1 protein-coding gene (cut by a window edge) is annotated in these 16,870 nt (G+C 48.0%); it reads left to right on the top strand.

What is annotated here, in order from left to right:
• Positions 1–16,870: the 3' portion of an amino acid adenylation domain-containing protein gene (locus ACFVS2_RS09470; protein WP_390233261.1), read on the top strand. 4,589 nt of this gene lie to the left of the window's left edge; 16,870 of the gene's 21,459 nt are visible here — the last part of the coding sequence; its start codon lies off the left edge, out of view; the stop codon is at positions 16,868–16,870.

The raw sequence follows: 16,870 nt of genomic DNA, 5'->3' as shown, positions 1-16,870 counted from the left end.
TCCCCACAGAGCGGCGTTAAGTTCATTTGGTCTTGGCGGGACGAATGCTCATGCGATTTTTGAACAATGGAAGATCGGGGCCGAAGCTAGGCGTGACAACGTGAGTGATGATAGCAATCATCGCGTTTATTTCGTGCCGTTATCAGCCAAGAACGATGATCGTGTTCTAGCGTATGCCCAGCAACTGGTTGATTTCCTTAGAGATAATCAGGAACGAGTCCATATAGCAGATTTGGCCTATACTCTCCAAGTAGGAAGAGAAGCAATGGAGAGCAGGGCTATTTTTATTGTCAAAGGTACAGGGGAACTCATTCAAAAGCTGGATGACTTATTGAGTGGTGTCGAACAAACAGCGGGTAGCTTTAGAGGAAATGTAAAACAAGCAAACCACGAAGTATCCCTATTGAAAAAGAATGAGACGAATCGTGAACTGATTACCAAGCTGTTTGCAGAAGGCAATGGAGAAAAAGCAGTCGAGTTGTGGAGCAAGGGTCTAGATATCGAGTGGGAAGTCCTGTACAACGACGCAAGACCTCGTCGCATCAGCATGCCTACCTATCCTTTTGCTGAGGAGTCCTATGGGGTTCCTGAGAATGTGTACAAGGAGTCGGTAGCGGCTTCTGTACAGATTTCGCCAATCTCTTCAGCAACTCCAACGACAGAAACGCTTCTTCTTCAACCGTGCTGGAACGAACAGGAGATCAGTCAAAAAGCTGCTTCACCTGTTTTTGCAGAGCATCTCGTGATCCTTTGTGAATGGACAGAGGAATTCCAAGAGCGTATCGAATCCGAAATGAACGGAGTGCGCTGCCTGGTTTTACAGCCACAATCACAGCAGGAAAGTATCGCAGAACGGTTCCAAGCCTACACCGTCTTGGTATTCACGGAAATCCAGCGAATCCTTGCCAATAAACCAAAGGGAAAAGTTCTACTTCAGCTTGTTGTCCCTGACAAAGAGGAACAGCAATGCTTCTCGGCCCTCTCAGGTTTACTGAAAACGGCGCAATTGGAGAATCCCAAGCTGATTGGACAGCTTATTGAAATACATGCAGAGGACAATCCAGAGGAATTGGTTCATAAGCTGCAACAAAACAGCAACGATGAGAAAAGTAAGCACATTCGTTATCAGGATGGCAAACGATGGGTGAGCGGTTGGACAGAACTGAAATCTTCTGGGCAAGCGAAGCATGTATGGAAAGATGATGGGGTTTATCTGATTACGGGCGGTGCTGGCGGATTAGGCTTGATTTTTGCCAAGGAAATCGCTCAGAGAACGAAGGGAGCGACAGTGATTATCACGGGTCGTTCTTCCTTGGATAAAGAAAAGACAGCCAAATGCAGCGAATTGCAAGCACTAGGAGCCAATATTCAATATCGTCAAGCTGATATCACACAAAAGCAGGCGGTAGAAGACTTATTCCAAGCCATCAAGCAAGAGTTTGGTAGCCTCACAGGCATCATTCATGGTGCGGGTGTCATCCGTGACAGTTTTATCATTAGAAAAACAGCGGATGAACTGGAACAAGTGCTGGCGCCGAAAGTTTCTGGACTGGTTCATCTCGATGAGGCAAGCAAGGATATAGCACTTGATTTCTTTATTCTCTTCTCTTCTGGCGTGGGATGCTTTGGGAATGCAGGGCAAGCCGATTATGCTGCTGCCAATGCCTTTATGGATCAATACGCCAAGTATCGCCGGGGGTTGGTGAAAGCAGGCGAACGACAAGGCCAAACACTCTCTATCAATTGGCCGCTGTGGAAAGATGGCGGTATGCGTGTTGATGCAGCGACAGAGAAGATTATGGAGACCAGAGGCATGATCGCGATGCCGACTGCAAGTGGCATACAGGCGCTGTATCAAGGGGTGGCTTCCGGCTCTGGGCAGATGCTGGTAATCGAAGGCAATCTGCCAGCACTCATGGAACAATTGCTAGGTACTCCCGCCGTGTCGCAGCTCGATTCTACACCGATGCAGGATGCAAGGCTATCGGTCGATGCAGGCGTGTTAAAAGAGAAAACGCTCTATCAGCTAAAAGTGATGTTCGGTCAAGAGACGAGACTTGGAGCAGGTAAAATCGCTGTCGATGAACCGTTCGAAACATACGGAATCGATTCGATTATGGTGATCCAGCTGAATAAAAAGCTAGGTGATGTCTTTAGCGAATTGTCCAAGACCATCCTGTATGAATACCAGACTCTTAACACCCTTGCAGATTATCTCGTCGCTGATCATCTACAGGAATGCATGAAGTGGACGGGGCTTGATCGTCAGGGTGCAGTCAATCGCGGAACATCAACACCATTGACGGGGATCGTACGTGATACAGCCAGCCATGAACCGACTCGCAGTGTAGCCGTGCAATCAGGAAATCAGATAGCGCGGGAGCCGATTGCCATTATCGGCATGAGCGGACGCTATCCAAAAGCGCGATCGTTGAATGAGTATTGGGAGAATCTGAAGTCTGGAAAGGATTGCATTACAGAAATTCCGGAAGGGCGCTGGTCACTGGATGGCTTTTTCGAACCTGATCCAGACAAAGCTGTGGCAGAAGGAAAAAGCTATGGCAAATGGGGCGGCTTTGTAGACGGATTCGCTGACTTTGATCCCCTCTTTTTCAATATGTCACCGTGGGAAGCGATGCATTTTGATCCACAGGAACGGTTGTTTATGGAGTCTTGCTGGGAAGTGTTGGAGGACGCAGGTTATACGAGACAACAGCTTGCAGAAAAGTACAATCGACGAGTCGGGGTTTTTGGAGGGATCACAAAGACCGGCTTCAGCTTGTATGGACCTGATTTATGGAAGCAGGGTGAATTGATTTACCCGCACACATCGTTTAGCTCACTGACGAATCGTGTTTCCTATTTCCTCAATCTCCAAGGTCCGAGTATGCCGATTGATACGATGTGCTCCGCTTCGCTCACAGCGATTCATGAGGCATGCGAGCATCTATATAACGGGGATTGTGAACTGGCGATTGCCGGCGGAGTCAACCTGTATCTGCATCCTTCTAGCTATGTCTTTTTGTCAGCACTGCATATGCTTTCCGCAGATGGACAATGCAAAAGCTTTGGGCAAGGAGGAAACGGTTTTGTACCGGGGGAAGGCGTAGGTACAGTGCTGCTCAAACCACTGTCAAAAGCCATTGCGGATGGCGACCATATCTATGGGTTGATTCGTGGAACCAGCGTGAATCACGGCGGAAAAACTAATGGCTATACGGTACCGAATCCAACTGCCCAAGGAGAGCTGATTCGCCAGGCACTGGATAAGGCAGGCGTTCATGCCAAAACCGTAAGCTATATAGAAGCGCACGGAACAGGCACGGAGCTTGGCGATCCGATTGAAATTACGGGTCTCATTCAAGCCTTCCGCAAGGATACGCAGGATACGGGATATTGTGCGATTGGGTCCGTTAAATCCAATATTGGTCACTTGGAAGCGGCGGCTGGAATAGCAGGAGTGGCAAAAATTTTGCTGCAAATGAAGCATCAACAGCTGGTCCCAAGTCTGCATGCGCAAGAGTTGAATCCGAATATTCCTTTTTCGAAAACGCCTTTTGTCGTTCAGCAGGATTTGGCTGAATGGAAGCGACCGTTAATGGAAGTGAATGGGGAAAGGAGAGAATTTCCGAGAATTGCCGGGATTTCTTCTTTCGGTGCAGGAGGGGCCAATGCACACGTCGTGATTGAGGAATACATTCCAGAGGTCAAGGAACGCCCGTCGATCACGGTCAGTCCGCAAAATCCGGCGATCATCGTCTTGTCGGCAAAAAATAAGGAGCGTCTCATCGAACAAGTGCAAAGACTGTTAGCGTCGATTGAGGAGCAATCATTTACAGATGTGGATCTGGTAGATATTGCGTATACGGTCCAAGTAGGACGCGAGGCAATGGAAGAACGCCTGGCCCTGCTGACGAGCTCGCTTTCAGAACTTGTGGAGAAGTTGCGTAGCTTTCTTGCAGGTGATGACAACATTGCCGACCTCTATCAAGGTCAGGTAAAACGCAGCAGAGAAACAACAGACATCTTCGCAGGCGATGAGGAATTGCAAGAAGCGATTGAAAAATGGATACAGCGTAAAAAATTCTCTAAGCTTCTCGATTTCTGGGTAAAGGGCTTGAATGTTGACTGGAATAAGCTTTATGAAGAAAACAAGCCTCGTCGGATCAGCTTGCCTGCGTATCCTTTTGCTAGAGAGCATTACTGGCTGCCAAAACCGAAGACACAGCCGTCAACTAACACACAAGGTACGCTTGGTCTGACTGCGTCCCTGCATCCTTTGCTGCATCAAAATACTTCGGATCTCCGTGAGCAAAGATTCAGCTCTACTTTTGATGGTCAGGAATTCTTTTTATCGGATCATGTTGTAAAAGGAAAGAGAATCCTGCCAGGGGTTGCTTATCTTGAGATGGCTCGAGCTGCTGCGGATTTAGCAGTGGGAGCGTTGGAAGACGAGCAATACGCGATAGAGCTTAAAAATGTAGGTTGGGCGCAACCGATTGTAGTGGAAGACAAGCCTGTTCAAGTCCACATTGGCATTTATCCTGAGGATAACGGGGAGCTTCACTATGAAATATACAGCGAACCGCAAGCAGAACAGGCTGAAGCGGTGATACACAGTCAAGGAAATGTGGTGTTAACAGCGATCACTGCTGCACCCACGCATAATCTCGATGCGATTAAAGCCCACTGCAGCTATCGCACGCTTCATGCAAGTCAGTGCTATGAAGCCTTTCAAACAATGGGACTTGTCTATGGTCCGGCCCATCAAGGAATTGAGCAAGTGTACGTGGGAGAGGGACAAGTATTGGCCAAATTAGTCATGCCTTCCAAGGTTGCCGAGACGCAAGGAGAATTCGTCTTGCATCCGAGCATGCTAGATTCGGCCTTACAATCTTCTATCGGATTACTGCTTGGCGCAGGCGATACAGCGATTCTGAAGCCAATCCTGCCTTTTGCACTGGAGAAGCTGAGCATTTTTAGCCAGACTTCTTCCCAGATGTGGGTATGGATTCGACAGGCTGACGGCAATAGGATGGGAGACAAGGTACAGAAAGTAGATATTGATTTGTGTGACGGCCAAGGAACGGTTTGCGTGCGTATGCAGGGCTTCTCCGCACGAGTGCTGGAAGGCGAAGTAGAGACGCTGGATTCCAAAGGGAAACTCGGAACACTGCTGGTTCATCCTGAGTGGAAGGAACAAGCGGTTGTGAGCAACGCCGAAACCCCTGACTATACACAGCGAGTCGTGATGATGATTGAACCGGATCGCGTTTCTTGGAACAATCTCCAAACCTATTTGAATGGAGTCCATTGCATTCCTTTGCGATCCGGACAAGAAGGCATTTCCGAGCGTTTCATTGATTATACGACGCAGGTATTTGAGGAAATTCAAGAGATTTTCAAGCAAAAAGTACGCGGCAAGGCATTGGTTCAGATTGTCGTTCCCATGCGAGCTGAACAGCCGTTTTTCACCGCATTCTCTGGATTGCTGAAAACGGCGAAATTGGAGAATCCCAACCTAATTGGACAGGTAATAGAGGTAGAAGCGAGCAACGACGAATTCGAGATTGCTGAAAAAATAAATGAGAATGTCCGCTGCCCATTGGATGTTCAGATTCGATATCAATCTGGAAAGAGATATGTAGCTGAGTGGGTAGAACTGGATGCTCCACAAGAAGCGAGCATTCCGTGGAAAGACGGTGGGGTGTATCTCATCACTGGCGGGGCAGGCGGACTGGGTTATATTTTTGCCAACGAAATTGTACAAAAGGTTCAACATGCGAACCTGATTCTGACAGGACGTTCTCCATTGGATCAAGAGAAGCAAGGTAAACTCCGGCAATTGAAAGAATCGGGAGCAAGAGTTGAATACCGCCAAGTTGATGTGACGCAGAAACAGGAAATGGCAGAATTGATCCGTACGATTCAAGAGGACTATGGACGTCTTCATGGCATTATTCATAGTGCTGGCGTGCTTCGTGACAGCTATATCCTCAAGAAAAACAGGGAGGAAGTCCAAACGGTTCAGGGTCCGAAGGTTACGGGCCTCATCAATCTGGATGAAGCCAGTAAAGATGTAGAACTGGATTTCCTGGTACTGTTTTCTTCGGTGGCAGGCAGCTTGGGAAATATCGGACAAGCTGACTATGCTTGCGCCAACGCCTTTATGGACAGATTCGCCCACTATCGCAATGGATTGGTTGCATTAAAGCAGCGACATGGACAGACATTGTCCATGAATTGGCCGTTGTGGGAAGAGGGCGGAATGCAGGCTGATGCAGAGGCTGGTGACATGTTGAAGCATAGCATGGGTGTAGTCGCTATGCAGACTTCGACGGGGATTGCAGCTATGTACCAAGGCTTAGCCTCCGGAAAAGCTCAGGTCATGGTGATGGAAGGTGATCTGGCTAAGCTCAAGCAAACACTGTTTTTGCAAACGCCAGTCAACAGTTTTCAATCGAAACATTCGGTAACGGTGGATGCCAGCAGTCTGTTGCAAAAAGTGGAACTGGCCTTGATGCAAACCGTGTCGGAGCTGCTTCAGGTTCCTACCACAGATATTGATGTCAAAGTGGAGCTGTCTGAACTCGGATTCAATCAGGTTCTCCTGACTGAATTCACCAACAAGCTTAGTCAGCAATATCACATTGGACTGATTCCGACTGTATTCGTGGAGTGTCCGACGCTTCAGCAGCTTGCGTCCTATTTACTTGAAGAATTTGAAGACATGCTGGTCAAACAGATGCAGCCAGTGGCATCGATCACACCAATCAGAGTAGAGCAAAATGAAAAACAAGCGACCACCAGTGTGGAACAAAATGTCCTCCAGGAAAAAGCGACTCATTTTGTGAAAAAGGAATTTGCCGAGGTACTGCAACTGCCCGTAAATCGAATCGAAGAAGATGCCTCGATGGAGACATACGGAATTGATTCGATTCTATCCATGAAATTAACCAACCAATTAGAGAAAAGCTTTGGCTCACTACCGAAAACGTTATTTTTTGAGTATCAAACGATTCAAGAATTGATTGGATATTTCTTGGACTCCTATCGTGACAAATTCATTGAAATCTTGGGTCTGAAGGAACAGCAGCGGCAGGAAACGGTTGTTATCGAAGAAACAGCATCCGTGACAAAAGAAGAAAATACGTCGAAAAGGCAAATGAACAGCCATCGCGGAAGAAGTCGCAAAGGCTCGCGGTTCGTTTCGACACAAAAGGAAACCCAACCAGCCAAAGGAGCTTTGGATGTTGCGATCATTGGGGTTTCTGGACGTTATCCGAAAGCGCGGAATACGCAAGAGTTCTGGAACAATCTGCGCGATGGCAAGGATTGCATAACGGAGATCCCCAAAGAGCGCTGGAACCACAGTCTGTATTTTGATGAGGATAAGAACAAACGGGGGAAAACCTATAGCAAATGGGGCGGATTCATAGACGGTGTTGATCAATTCGATCCGCTGTTCTTCAACATCTCTCCTCTGGAAGCAGAAATCATGGACCCGCAGGAACGTTTATTCCTGGAGTGTGTGTATGAAACCTTAGAGGATGCAGGCTATACCCGTGAATCTCTCGGATCGTCCCAAGGCTTCGGGATTGGCGGTAATGTCGGTGTTTATGTGGGCATTATGTATGAAGAGTATCAACTGTATGGCGCACAAGAAACCATGATGGGCAGACCAATGGCCCTTGGAGGGAGCTTCTCATCTGTAGCGAACCGGGTTTCTTATTTCTTTGATTTCCATGGTCCTAGCGTAGCGGTTGACACCATGTGTTCCTCTTCTCTAACCGGCATCCATTTTGCCTGCCAAAGCTTGCAGCGCGGTGAATGCGAGGTTGCGATTGCAGGTGGTGTCAATGTGTCCATTCACCCGAATAAATATTTGATGCTTGGACAGGGAAAATTTGCTTCCAGCAAGGGACGATGCGAAAGCTTTGGGCTTGGCGGTGACGGCTATGTGCCTGGAGAGGGTGTCGGAGCGGTACTGCTTAAACCTCTGGCGAAAGCAATCGCCGATGGAGATCAAATTTACGGTGTGATTAAAGGAAGCGCCATTAACCATGGCGGCAAAACAAATGGCTATACCGTTCCTAACCCGAATGCACAAGCGAGCGTAATTGGCCGTGCCTTGAAGGAGGCAGGAATTGATCCACGGACGATTAGTTATTTGGAAGCTCACGGTACAGGTACTTCTTTAGGAGATCCCATAGAGATCGCAGGTTTGACAAAAGCCTTCCAAGCGTACACAACAGACAAGCAGTTCTGCTCAATCGGATCAGCGAAGTCCAATATCGGGCATTGTGAGAGTGCAGCGGGAATTGCCGGGATAACGAAAATCCTGTTACAGCTCAAACATGGACAACTAGCACCATCCTTGCATGCGGAGGTGCTAAACCCGAATATTGATTTCAGCACGACTCCGTTTGTCGTACAGCAAGAGCTGGCGGAGTGGAGACGTCCTGTCATTGACGGTCAGGAAATTCCAAGACGCTCCGGTGTGAGCAGCTTTGGTGCGGGTGGCTCGAATGCTCATATCGTTTTGGAAGAGTACATTCCAGACGATGAGAAACGTCCAGCTATCCAAGTAAGTCACACGAATCCAGCGATCATTCTCCTGTCAGCGAAGAATGAAAGCCAGCTCCGCGAACAGGCACAGCGTTTGTTAGCTGCGATCAAGGATCAGTCCATTTCTGACATGGACTTAGCAGCTATTGCCTACACGCTTCAAATTGGGCGAGAAGCCATGGAAGAGCGACTGGCTGTGATGGCCAGCTCCATTCAAGAGCTTCAGGAAAAGCTGATGCAATTTGTAGAGGGACAGGAAAGCGTCACAGACGTATTCCGAGGACTGGTGAAAGGCAATAAAAAGACGATCACCGTATTTGAAGCGGATGAAGATTTGAAACAGGCAATCGATGCTTGGATGAGCAAAAGAAAATACGCCAAGCTGCTTGATCTGTGGGTAAGTGGAGGGGTGGTTGAGTGGCAAAAGCTCTACGGTGAGAAGAAGCCTCGTCGCATTAGCTTGCCTACGTATCCGTTTGCAAGGGAACGTTATTGGATTCCTCAGATGGAGACACAATCTGCGAGAGAAGTTGCAGCCGCATCAGAAGGGACGCTCTTCCTTCACCCATTGCTCCAGAAAAACACGTCTGAGTTGTTGGAACAGCGGTATAGTTCCACATTCCGTGGACAGGAATTTTTCTTGGCAGATCATGTTGTGAATGGACAGCAGCTCTTACCGGGTGTTGCCTATCTCGAAATGGCACGTGAGGCAATCGATCAGTCAGCAGGAGCATTGAAAGCGGAACAGAATGGCATGACGCTCAAAAATATTGTGTGGGCCAAGCCAATTGCTGTCGATGATCAGCCTGTCGATGTTCACATTGGTCTGCAGCTGGAAGACAGTGGAGAGATTGGCTATCGAATCTACAGTCAGCATACCGGAAATGCAGCAGAAGAGAATGTGCACAGTCAGGGAAGTGCCGTATTCCATACGGTTGCGGATACGCCAACCCTTGATCTCGCTATGTTACAAGCCGCGTGTAGCCATAGTATCTTGAGTGGCAGCCAATGCTATGACGGTTATAAAGCAATGGGAATCCATTATGGTCCAGCGCTGCAAGGAATTGAGCTAGTGCATAAGGGCACGGAGCAGGTGTTGGCAAAGCTGTCCTTACCTTTCGCTGTTTTGGGGACAGAAGAACAGTTTGTGCTGCACCCAAGTATGATGGATTCTGCTTTGCAGGCGGCGATTGGTTTATTTATGGGGGCAGATGACAGGAGTCTCGCCGACCATCTTGATTCGCTCAAGCCAATCTTGCCGTTTGCCCTAGATGAGCTGGAAATTTTCAGTCCATGCACGCCGCAAATGTGGGCGTATATTCGCTACAGTGATGGCAGCAACGCTTCTGATCATGTGCAGAAGCTGGATATTGATTTATGTGACGAGCATGGAAATGTTTGCGTCAGAATGAAGCGGTTTTCGTCTCGTAAGCTGGACGGCAAAGGGGAAGGCTTCGAAGCTACAAGGGTACAAGAGATGCTGATGGTTCATCCTTGCTGGCAGGAACAGGCAGGTGCTCAGAAAACGGAGCCTCCTACCTATGCACAGCATATCGTGATGATTGCCGAAGGTTTTGAATCGTCGCTTGCAAGTCTATCAGCACAGATGAATGAAGTGCGCTTGATTCCCTTGCAGTCCCAACAGGATGGTATTGCGAACCGGTTCGAGGCCTATGCTTCCCAAGTATTTTTGGAAATCCAAAGCATCTTTCAACAAAAGATACTTGGCAAGGTGTTATTGCAGGTCGTCGTTCCCGACAAAGCGGAGCATTCGTACGTAAGCGGACTTTCTGGCTTGCTGAAAACAGCTCAGCAGGAGAATCCAAATGTAATCGGCCAATTCATTGAAATAAACCAAGGTGAACATGCGGCAGAAATCATAAACAAGATGCATGAGAATGCCTGCCATCCTATGGACGACCGAATTTGCTATCAAGCGGGTAAACGTTATGTACTGGGCTGGTGTGAAACCAAGCCATTGCATGATGAGGTCGCCATTCCGTGGAAAGATCAAGGAACCTATCTGATTACGGGTGGAGCAGGCGGCTTAGGGTTGATTTTCGCAAGGGAAATCGCGAGCCAAGCGAAACAGGCAACCTTAATTCTCACAGGACGTTCTCCTCTTCGTGAAGATAAACAAGCGATGCTTCATGATTTGCAAAGGTCAGGGGCAAGTGTTGTCTACCGTCAAGTTGATGTGACGGACAAGGAGGAAGTAGTCCAGCTCATCCAAAGTATTCAACAGGAATTCGGAGGTCTTCACGGCATCATCCATAGCGCTGGTGTCGTTCGAGATAACTTCATCCTCAAGAAAACGACAGAAGAATGGAACCAAGTGGTAGCGCCAAAAGTTGCCGGCCTTACGAATTTGGATGTGGCAAGTAAAGATCAGCCTCTCGATTTCTTCGTCCTCTTTTCTTCGATAGCAGGAAGTATAGGAAATAGTGGTCAGGCAGACTATGCTTGCGCGAATGCCTTTATGGATGGCTATGCGAAATATCGGAATGAACGGGTGCAGGCAAAGCAACGTCAAGGTCAAACAGTCTCTATCAACTGGCCGCTCTGGAAAGAGGGCGGAATGCAAGTAGATGAAGCGGTTGAGGAGATGGTGAAACAAAGGGTTGGAATGATCGCTTTGCAGACCGCGACGGGTATTCGTGCTTTTTATGAAGCCGTAGCTTCTCGAAAAGATCAGGTGATGGTAATGGAAGGAGATCTACAACGCCTCCACGCAGCAGTTGTGGGAAGACCGAAGTCAACAGAACAAGAAGTCAAAGCTTTTCCCGTCATACAACCATCAAGTCATCATTTGCCAAAGGAAAAAGCGATCTATTATTTCAAAAAGCTGGTCTCTTCTGTGATCAAGCTGCCAATAGACCGCATCGAAGCAGATGCCTTGTTGGAAAAGTACGGAATTGACTCGATTATGGTCATGCAATTAACAAATGAATTAGAAAAAACGTTTGGTTCGTTGTCGAAAACATTATTTTTCGAATATCAGACTATCGAAGAAATTGCGAAATACTTCCTGGCATCACACCGGGAGCAAATGATGAGTATCCTTGGTATGGATGAGAAAGAAGCAACAACGGCATCCCCTGTTAAAAAGCCGAGCGTTGCACCGATCATCAACAACCGTAGGAGCAGAGGCAACGCGTTGAAGGAAACGACGAGAGAAACCCAACCAGCAAACGACGCCTTCGATATTGCAATCATTGGGGTCTCCGGTCGTTATCCGAAAGCGAGAAACATGAATGAGTTCTGGCGTAACCTGCGTGATGGTAAGGATTGTGTCACTGAAATTCCCGAAAAGCGTTGGGATCACAGCCTGTTTTTTGATGAAGATAAGAAAAAGCAAGGAAAAACCTACAGCAAGTGGGGAGGCTTCCTGGACGGTGTAGATCAATTTGACCCGTTATTTTTCAATATCACACCAAGAGAGGCTGAAATCATGGACCCGCAAGAGCGCTTGTTCTTGGAATGCGTCTATGAAACGTTAGAGGATGCCGGGTATACTCGTGAAGCGCTCGGCTCAACACCTGGCATGGGTCTAGGCGGTAATGTCGGGGTTTATGTCGGAGTCATGTACGAAGAATACCAGCTCTATGGAGCCCAAGAAACACTGCTCGGCAGACCGATGGCGCTGGCAGGAAGTCCAGCCTCCATTGCGAATCGGGTTTCTTATTTCTGCAACTTCCATGGACCTAGCATGGCGGTCGATACGATGTGTTCCTCTTCTCTGACAACTATTCATTTGGCTTGCCAAAGTCTACAGCAAGGGGAATGTGAGGCTGCTATTGCAGGTGGAGTCAATGTATCGATTCACCCTAATAAATACCTGATGCTTGGACAAGGCAAATTTGCATCCAGCAAGGGACGATGCGAAAGCTTTGGTATCGGCGGTGACGGGTATGTACCTGGCGAGGGGGTGGGAGCAGTCCTGCTCAAGCCTCTGGCGAAAGCAATTGCTGATGGAGATCAAATTTATGGTGTGATAAAAGGAACAGCGGTTAACCATGGCGGAAAAACGAATGGATACAATGTACCTAGCCCGAATGCCCAAGCTCGGGTTATTGGACGTGCTTTCGAAAAAGCCGGAATCGATCCGCGGACGATCAGCTATCTGGAAGCACACGGTACGGGGACCTCTTTAGGTGATCCGATTGAAATGACGGGCTTAACGAAGGCTTTCCAAGCGTATACAAATGACAAACAGTTTTGTGCCATTGGATCGGCGAAGTCCAACATTGGGCATTGTGAGAGTGCAGCCGGAATCGCTGGGGTGACGAAGGTCTTATTGCAGCTCAAGCATGGACAATTAGCCCCATCTCTGCATGCTGAAGTGCTCAATCCGAATATTGATTTCAGTATGACACCATTTGTGGTTCAGCAAGAGCTGGCGGAGTGGAAGCGCCTTGTCATTGACGGACGGGAAGCTCCACGGCGTGCCGGTGTGAGCAGTTTTGGTGCGGGCGGATCGAATGCTCATGTGGTGATTGAAGAATATATTTCAAAAATGCAAGAACAGCCTACAGAATTAGCAAGACCGCAAAATCCTGCTTTGATACTCTTATCAGCCAAGAATGAAGAACAGCTACATCAACGGGTACAACGACTGCTCGGAGCCATTGCGGAACAGGGATTGTCCGATGCGGATTTAGCAGAAATGGCGTATACCCTTCAAGTGGGACGAGAAGCGATGGAAGAACGTTTGGCTGTGATCGCGGGCTCGATGATTGAACTTGAAGAGAAATTGAAGCAATTCATAGGAAGACAGAAGGAGATTGAAGACCTGTACCACGGACAGGTAAAACGTCATAAAGAGACCTTGGCAATCTTTGCAGCAGATGATGATATGCCGCAAATGATTGATTCCTGGATGAACAAAGGCAAATACGGAAAATTACTGGACGTTTGGGTCAAAGGGCTGAACATTGACTGGAGCAGCTTGTATGGGGAAAGAAAGCCTCGCCGGATTAGTCTTCCAACCTATCCATTTAGCAGAGAAGCTTATTGGGTGCCTGGTGGATATACGTCATTTACAGGTGCAGCATCCCGAGCCACATATGAGCAGCATCCCGTTCAGCCAGACATGCGTTTTGTGAAAAAGCAATGGAAGGCTTGCCCAGCGATGCCAACCAAGGAAGCTCATCGAACGATTGGTATTTTCACAACGGATGAAACGAAGCATTTGGCGATTCAACTGTCCAACCATTTCGCTAAGAGTGAAATCCTAGAGCTGAACGAGCTCGAATCACGATTCCATCAGGATGAGATGGCGTGGAAAAACTATGATGGCATCGTAGATTTGGTCGGTTGTGGACATCTGCATACCGATTCGCTGGCTTGGATTCCATGGCTGCAACAACTCATTGAGAATGGTCATAAGGAAGGCTTAAAGCTATTGGGTGTGACAAAAGGCTTGGAGTCTTACCAGAATGACACTGTCAATTTGACGGGTGCCTCACGTGTTGGTTTGTACCGGATGCTGCAAAGTGAATATAAGCATCTGCAATCACGCCATGTGGATCTAGATCCATTAGCTGATGGAGAAGAACTTGCGCAACAGATTGCAGCAGAGTTCCTCATTGATGATCAGGAAACAGAGGTTTGCTATCGATTGGGTGAGCGTTATAGCGCTTATCTTCAGGAAGAGATGGTAGCGGACGGTCAGGAGCCAGCGCTTGTTTTCCCTGAGAACCATGTTCTATTGATAACAGGCGGTACACGGGGGCTTGGTTATTTATGCGCCAAGCATTTTGTAGAACGTTATGGTGTCAAAAAGCTGGTGCTCACAGGGCGAGAAAGTCTGCCGCCGCGCGAGCAATGGGGAGCCTATCAGCAGCAAAGCACTTCCGTAGCAAAGAAAATTCGGGCGGTACAAGCATTGGAAGAGCAAGGCGTACAGGTTCAAGTTTTATCTGTATCCTTAACCGATGAAGAGGCTTGGCAACAGCATTTGCACGAGTTGAAACAGACGATGGGTCCGATTGGCGGGGTGATTCATTGCGCTGGTTTTAGCGATGATCAAAATCCTGCGTTTATTCGGAAATCGACGGATAGAATTCAGCAGGTATTACAACCGAAAGTGGCTGGGCTTAATACGCTATACAAAAGCTGCAAGGACGAGCCTTTACAGTTCTTCGTTCTCTTTTCATCTGTTTCGGCAATCATTCCGTCCTTGGCTTCGGGCCAGAGTGATTATGCGCTAGCCAATGCCTATATGGATTATTTTGCTTCCGCACATGCTGATTCTTGCCCGATCAGGAGCATTCAGTGGCCGAGTTGGAAGGAAACAGGAATCGGTGCAGTCACGACCAAAGCCTATCAACAATCAGGACTGGTACACATCACTGACGAGCAAGGACTGCGATTACTGGATCATATTCTTTTGAAAAAGATGGGTCCCGTTGTTTTCCCGGCAGCAATCAACCAAGAGCTGTGGGAACCCCAGCGATTGATGCGACACAAAAAGCAAGAAACTTCTGCTGCGAACCTGTCATCTCATCGTCCAACAGCAGGCAAGCCGACGCAAAGCTTAGCGGATCTTGTGAAGACAGCACAAACAAGACTGATTGAGCTGTTTGCGAAGGAGTTGAAAATAGATCCTGCCAGATTGGAGATAGACAAAGAGTTTCCTGACTATGGGATCGATTCGGTGTTACTGGCTCAAGTCATGAATGAGATCAGTAAATGGTTGGGCAAGGACTTGGACCCGACGATTTTATATGAATATCCCACCATAGGAACACTTGCAGAATGGCTGACCAGCAATCACGGGGATTCCATCGCTGACGATCTGACGCAGACTTCTCCTGAAATGAACGACGATCCGAAGAGTCAGCCCATACGTAGTGAGACTGTGAAAAGCCAGATGGTGAGTAATCAGGCTACCCCATATAGGGAGGCAAATCCATCTGACATTGCGGTAGTGGGGCTCTCTTGCCGTTTTCCGGGTGCTCGTAACGTGGAAGAATATTGGGAGTTGTTAGCGGAGGGCCGTTCAGCCATTGGTGCTGTACCCAAGGAACGCTGGGGGTATGAAAATTCCTATCATGCAGGACTTCTGGACAACATTACTGCTTTTGATCCTTCATACTTCCTGATAGCAAAAGAAGATGCGAAGGCCATGGACCCGCAAGCCTTATTGGTATTGGAGGAAAGTCTTCATCTATGGCATCAGGCTGGATACACACCGAAGGACATCAAGGGAAAATCGGTAGGCGTCTACATCGGGGCAAGAAGTAATCATCGCCCAAGTGAAGATCGTCTGCATCAAACACAAAACCCAATTATGACCGTGGGACAAAACTATTTGGCTACAAATATTTCCCAGTACTTCGATCTTAGAGGTCCCAGCATGGTCATCGATACCGCATGCTCTTCGGCGCTGGTCGGGATGAATATGGCGATTCATTCTCTTCGTAGTGGAGAGATTGGGGCTGCTATCATCGGCGGGGTTAACGTGTTAAGTGGTGATGAAGCGCATCGGATGTTCCACCAAAGAGGAATTTTAAGCGAAGAGCCAGCCTTCCATATTTTTGACAGGCGTGCAGACGGACTCGTATTGGGAGAAGGCGTAGGAATGGTTTTATTGAAGACCGTGGAGCAAGCACTGGCTGATGGTGATGAAATACATGCCGTCATCAAGGGAGTAGCAGTCAACAATGATGGACGAACGGCAGGTCCTGCCACCCCGAATTTGCAAGCCCAAAAAGAGGTTATGCACTCGGCACTGGCTAAAGCTGGCATGAAGCCGGAACAAATCAGCTATATAGAAGCGAATGGCTCGGGTTCAGAGGTTACAGATTTACTTGAGCTCAAAGCCATTCAGTCTGTCTATCGCTCATCTCATACGGCCGCTTGCGGATTAGGATCGATCAAGCCAAACATCGGTCATCCATTATGTGCAGAAGGGATTGCTAGTTTGATAAAAGTCGTGCTGATGCTCAAAAACCAACAATTGGTTCCGTTCCTGTCAGGGCAAGAGCCGATGACCCATTTCCATATGGAGTCAACGCCTTTTTATTTTCAGCGACAGCTTTCTGAATGGAACGATTCGCCCAGAATAGCAGCGATTAATTGTTTTGCAGATGGGGGAACCAATGCCAACGTCGTTTTACAATCCTGGGAGGAGGCAGTCTCACGTCCGAACAAACGACATTCGATTGCACCTCCAACGTTAAACCGATTTGACGTCTACCGTGAAGAGGCAGGTCGTTCAACAAAAACACGGACATATCTGAGCCAGAAGCCCAACCATACGACCAGTATTTGGAAGCGACAAATAGTGGAGGGATAA

The organism is Brevibacillus sp. NPDC058079, from assembly GCF_042885155.1.
In the GTDB taxonomy this organism is placed as follows: Bacteria; Bacillota; Bacilli; order Brevibacillales; family Brevibacillaceae; genus Brevibacillus.
This window is presented reverse-complemented; position numbering and strand designations above follow the sequence as displayed.